Source organism: Arhodomonas sp. AD133, from assembly GCF_051195215.1.
Classification (GTDB): Bacteria; Pseudomonadota; Gammaproteobacteria; order Nitrococcales; family Nitrococcaceae; genus Arhodomonas.
The window spans coordinates 1-4,556 of record NZ_JBNAZM010000095.1; the positions used below are offsets into that span (position 1 = coordinate 1).

A 4,556-nucleotide genomic window follows, 5' to 3' on the forward strand; every position below is an offset into this window, starting at 1 on the left:
GACAACGTCGCCCGCTCCATGGAGCAGGGCTACGAGCTCACCGAGACCTGCGTCGGCGAGAGCGAGCGCAGCGGCGAGGCACTCACCCACATCCACGAGGGCGTGGCGGGCATCAGCGACATGACCCACCAGGTCGCCTCCGCCACCGAGGAGCAGACCGCCGTGACCGAGGACGTCAACCGCAACATCACCTCGATCTCGGATCTCAGCCGACAGACCGCCGAGACCGCACAGACCTGCCGCCAGGAGTGCGAACGCATGCAGGGTCTCGCCCGCGAGCTCGGCGAGCTCATGGGACGCTTCCGGGCGTGACCCCGGCAGCGTCCATCACGGGGCGGGCCTCACCGGCCCGCCCCCGCCCTTCTCTCCAGCTCGAAGGCGGTCGCCTTCTTGACGGTACGCAGCGTGAAACTCGAATGAATGCGTGCTACTCCGGGCATACGCGAGAGGTATTGCGTATGCACGCGCTCGTAGTCCTGTAGATCCCGCACAGCAACCTTGACCACATAGTCCGACTCGCCGGACATGAGGTAGCACTCCATCACGTCGGGGCATTCCGCCACCGCCGCCTCGAAGGCTGCCATGTCGTCCTGGTTCTGACGCGCCAGCGTCACCTGCACGAATACCGTGGTGCCCCGCCCCGCCGCCGACGGTGTCAACAGCGCCACGTAGCCGGAGATCACCCCGCCCTCCTCCAGGCGCGCCACGCGCCGCGAGCATGCCGACGGCGAAAGGTGCACACGCTCAGCGAGCTGCTGGTTGGTGATGCGCCCGTTCTCCTGGAGCACGCTCAGGATGCGGCGGTCAAGCGCGTCCAGTTCGCTCGGTTGCAGATTCTTCGACATAAGACCCACTATAACGACAAAGTTTGCGCATTCTCCCGGTACCAAGCGAGAAATCGCAACAACTTTGCCCGCTGACCGCGCTAGCCTGCCCGGCAGTCTAACGAGAAGGCCTGGGGAGGCAATCATGCGAATCGGCGTACCCAAAGAGATCAAAAGCCAGGAACACCGCGTCGGACTGACGCCGGACGGCGTGCGCGAGCTGGTCGGTCGCGGCCACGAAGTGATGGTGGAAACCCAGGCGGGTGCCGGCATCGAGGCGAGCGACGCCGAATACCAGGCTGCGGGCGCGCAAATCCTGCCCGACGCGGCGGCGGTGTTCGCGGAATCGAAGCTGATCGTCAAGGTCAAGGAACCCCAGGCCGAGGAGCGCGCCCGTCTCACTCCGGAGCACGTCCTGTTCACGTACCTCCACCTCGCGCCCGACACCGCGCAGACGCAGGATCTGATCGCTTCCGGCGCGACCTGCATCGCCTACGAAACCATCACGGACGAAAATGGCGGACTACCGCTGCTCCGGCCGATGTCCCAGGTGGCGGGGCGCCTGTCCATCCAGGCGGGCGCGCAGGCGCTGGAGCGTGAGAACCGTGGGCGTGGCCTGCTGCTCGGCGGTGTGCCCGGCGTCGCGCCGGCGCGGCTCGCCGTCATCGGCGGCGGCGTCGTCGGCGAGAATGCCATCGAAATGGCGCTGGGCATGGGGGCGGACGTCACCGTGCTTGACCGCAGCCCCGCGGTGCTGGAGCGCCTGTCCCACCGCTTCGGCTCCGCGCTCAAGACGGTCTACTCCACCGACAGCAGCCTCGAGGAAACCGTGCTGGCGAGTGACGCGGTCGTAGGCGCGGTGCTGGTCGCGGGCGCCGACGCACCGAAGCTCGTCACTCGCGAGATGGTCTCCGGGATGAAAAACGGCGCCGTGCTCGTGGACGTCGCTATCGATCAGGGCGGCTGCTTCGAAACCAGCAAGGCCACGACCCATGCGGAGCCGACGTACACCGTGGACGGCGTCGTGCACTACTGCGTGGCCAACATGCCCGGCGCAGTGCCGCGCACCTCCACCTTCGCGCTGACCAACGCGACCCTGCCCTACGTCATCCGTCTCGCCGAGCAGGGCTGGCGCCGCGCACTGGCCGACGATCCACAGTTCCGCGACGGCCTCAACGTGGCCGACGGCAAAGTCACCTGCGCTCCCGTGGCCGAAAGCCAGAGCCTCGAATACGTGCCGGCGGAGACGGTGCTCGGTCTCTGAACCAGCAATAGCCCCCTGACCGGCTCGTCACCGGCGGGCCGGTCGGTATCCTGCGCCGGCGGTCCGGCGCCCCTCGTCCGACAGCCTCCAACGACCCGACCCCCGCATCTCATGCCGCCAACATCGCCGTAGACGCGCACGGCATTCGTGCCCATGCTTGTGCGTCCCATCCGATCGAGAATGTACGCCGGCGTGCCCGACTCGTCCGGCACGAACGACGCACATCTTTCCGACGGATCGGACACGCCGCATCTCGAACCATGGACAGGACGGAACAACGAACCATGACTGATGACCTCGTTCTCTATACGAACCCTCAGTCCCGCGGGCGCATCGCGCGCTGGATGCTGGAGGAGATCGGTGCGCCCTATCGGACCGAAATCCTGGACTACGGCACGAACATGAAGTCGCCGGACTACCTGGCGATCAACCCGATGGGCAAGGTACCCGCGATCAAGCACGGCAATCAGGTGGTCACCGAATGCGCGGCGATCTGCGCGTACTGCGCCGACACCTTTCCGGAAGCGGGGCTCGCTCCGACACAGGAAGAGCGCGGGGCCTACTACCGCTGGCTGTTCTTCGTGGCAGGTCCCCTGGAAGCCGCGATTGCCGATGCCCGCGTCCTGGAAGTCGAGCCCAGAGAAGAACAATACCGAATGGTGGGCTACGGCAGTTATGCCGCTGTCATGGACGCGCTGACCGGGCTTTTCAGGAACAATCAGTACGTTGCCGGTGACCGCTTCACGGCGGCAGACGTCTACGTGGGGGCGCAGATAAGCTGGGGCCTGGGCTTCGGTACCATCGAGAAACGCCCGGAGCTCGAAGCATACGCCGAACGTGTGGGTGAGCGTGACGCATTCAAGCGTGCTGCGGATCTGGACAATGCCCTAGTAGAGACGTGACGCCAACGGTGGCGGCGCCGTGAACGGCCCGCTGCCGGGCACCTCACTGTGCCCGGCAGGTGGGCCCCCGGCACTGGAGGCGGAGGCAGATGCCAATGCGGCGCGTATCGGCACCGGCGCGACTATGCGCCTCATCCAATCCTTCAACCGATTCAAGGAGCGTCCGTGCGGTCATTCCGCACTTCTCCTGTCAGTCACTGCCACCATCTCCAGCGCCTTCAGAAGCACTTCCGACTTCTTCAGGATGGCCCCCATAACTGGCCGACACGGACTCGATATCACCGGTGTCAAATCCGGGATCGCCTCCGAAGTGTTCGTCTGCAATCTCGCGGCGCATGGAGTCATAGTCACAATGCTCGCCCGCCTCTTGGTGATGCTGATCGAACGACAGCCTATCGGAAAACATCGCGATCCCATAGCACGCATAGGCAGCCTTGAGACCGTGCCGCTCGATCGTTCTTTCTATCTGAGTCGGCGTGTAAGCTCCCCTTTTCCCGTAGTCCCTGGCCAACAGCCCGGGAAGGCGCCTGACATATGACTTGATCGCCCGCCTTTTCCTGAACGCCTCGATCCTTGTCTTCATCTTCACTTGATATGCTGAACACGGCAGGGTCGACTTGGGCACCATGGTGACGAAGCAGAACTCCGGACTCCTCAGAGAGAACCCTACGACGGTTTTCGGGAATCCGTCTCATCATCACCCGTATTGGGACCGCGGAGCTGTGCGATACATAGAGTATAAGGCACATTAATCGTAGAAGCTGTAGGCGACACCTTCTGGCTGCAAGCGCAACAACACGTCCGTGTATTTTTCTTTAAGAAAAAAAGCCCCAAATGAAACGATGACCAACAAGATCATAACCAGGGAAGGCACCAACTCAAACCCATTAAGACCTTGCCCCGCGCCAAGCACTATCGCACCGAGCAAACTGAAGCCACCGATGGCTCTCAAAACAAACCCAGCAAATGGTCTAGTATAGAGAAGCAAATAAAAAACGACACTCTTCACTTTCACTCTCCTGTCCTTTGTCTCACGAAATCCCTTACGCGATGAGCGCAACCCCGGCGCAGCATGTTGCGCGGTTATTTTTCAGCCATACGCTGTTGCTACACACCTCCACATACAGCACCAACATAAAAAATGGAGCGAAGCAGGGAATCCACCATCGAAAGAGCACGAATCGTTACTCGCCAATACCAGAATTGGTCACCATACGCCAGTCAGCGCACAGTCATTCGCCGGTATTTCTGAGAACCCTGCTTGCTATCGGACGTGATTACGGCGGGTTTGCATCGATAATCCCTTCCCTGTGCAGGCAACCTTCTTCACGCGACGCCGCCTTCCATGTCACGTATTTGAGCGCGATATTGCACCAAGCGAATACTCGGACGCAAGTGTCGCCCATTAATGCACTGCAGTGTACCGTCCCGAAAGCACGCGGCGGTCGCTAGCTCCTCTGCGGTAACCGCAGGAAAGAAGGCGCGTAGTTGTCAGGTCTCGTCTGATTGTATTCCTGTCAACAGCTACCCCCTTTTCCAAGCCAGGCAGGCCTTGCGAGACTGCCT

The 4,556-nt window shown here is 62.4% G+C and carries 5 protein-coding genes and 1 pseudogene; 3 read left to right on the forward strand and 3 right to left on the reverse strand.

Features of this window, described 5'->3' with window-relative positions; genetic code table 11:
• Window positions 1–312 (forward strand): annotated as a pseudogene (locus ACPEES_RS22800) (methyl-accepting chemotaxis protein); the annotation flags it as partial.
• A gap of 29 nt (window positions 313–341) precedes the next feature.
• Here ACPEES_RS22800 and ACPEES_RS22805 read toward each other — a convergent pair.
• Entirely contained in the window at window positions 342–845 is a 504-nt protein-coding gene (locus ACPEES_RS22805; RefSeq protein ID WP_435106702.1) for an Lrp/AsnC family transcriptional regulator, read from the reverse strand.
• Between the two features lie 124 nt (window positions 846–969).
• Here ACPEES_RS22805 and ald point away from each other — a divergent pair, with 124 nt between their 5' ends.
• Window positions 970–2,088 (forward strand): alanine dehydrogenase, encoded by a 1,119-nt coding sequence (ald, locus tag ACPEES_RS22810; protein WP_435106704.1) that lies wholly within the window; start codon window positions 970–972, stop codon window positions 2,086–2,088.
• Window positions 2,089–2,372: 284 nt separating this feature from the next.
• Window positions 2,373–2,990 (forward strand): glutathione S-transferase family protein, encoded by a 618-nt coding sequence (locus tag ACPEES_RS22815; RefSeq protein WP_435106706.1) that lies wholly within the window; start codon window positions 2,373–2,375, stop codon window positions 2,988–2,990.
• 190 nt (window positions 2,991–3,180) lie between these two features.
• Here the strand turns inward: ACPEES_RS22815 and ACPEES_RS22820 are convergent, their stop codons facing one another.
• On the reverse strand, window positions 3,181–3,573 hold the full coding sequence (locus tag ACPEES_RS22820) for a DUF6559 family protein (protein ID WP_435106710.1): 393 nt from the start codon (window positions 3,571–3,573) through the stop codon (window positions 3,181–3,183).
• Window positions 3,574–3,738: 165 nt separating this feature from the next.
• Window positions 3,739–3,999 carry a hypothetical protein gene (locus tag ACPEES_RS22825; RefSeq protein WP_435106708.1) on the reverse strand — a complete coding sequence of 87 codons (261 nt, stop codon included), beginning with the start codon at window positions 3,997–3,999 and terminating at the stop codon, window positions 3,739–3,741.
• Between the last annotated feature and the right edge of the window lie 557 nt (window positions 4,000–4,556).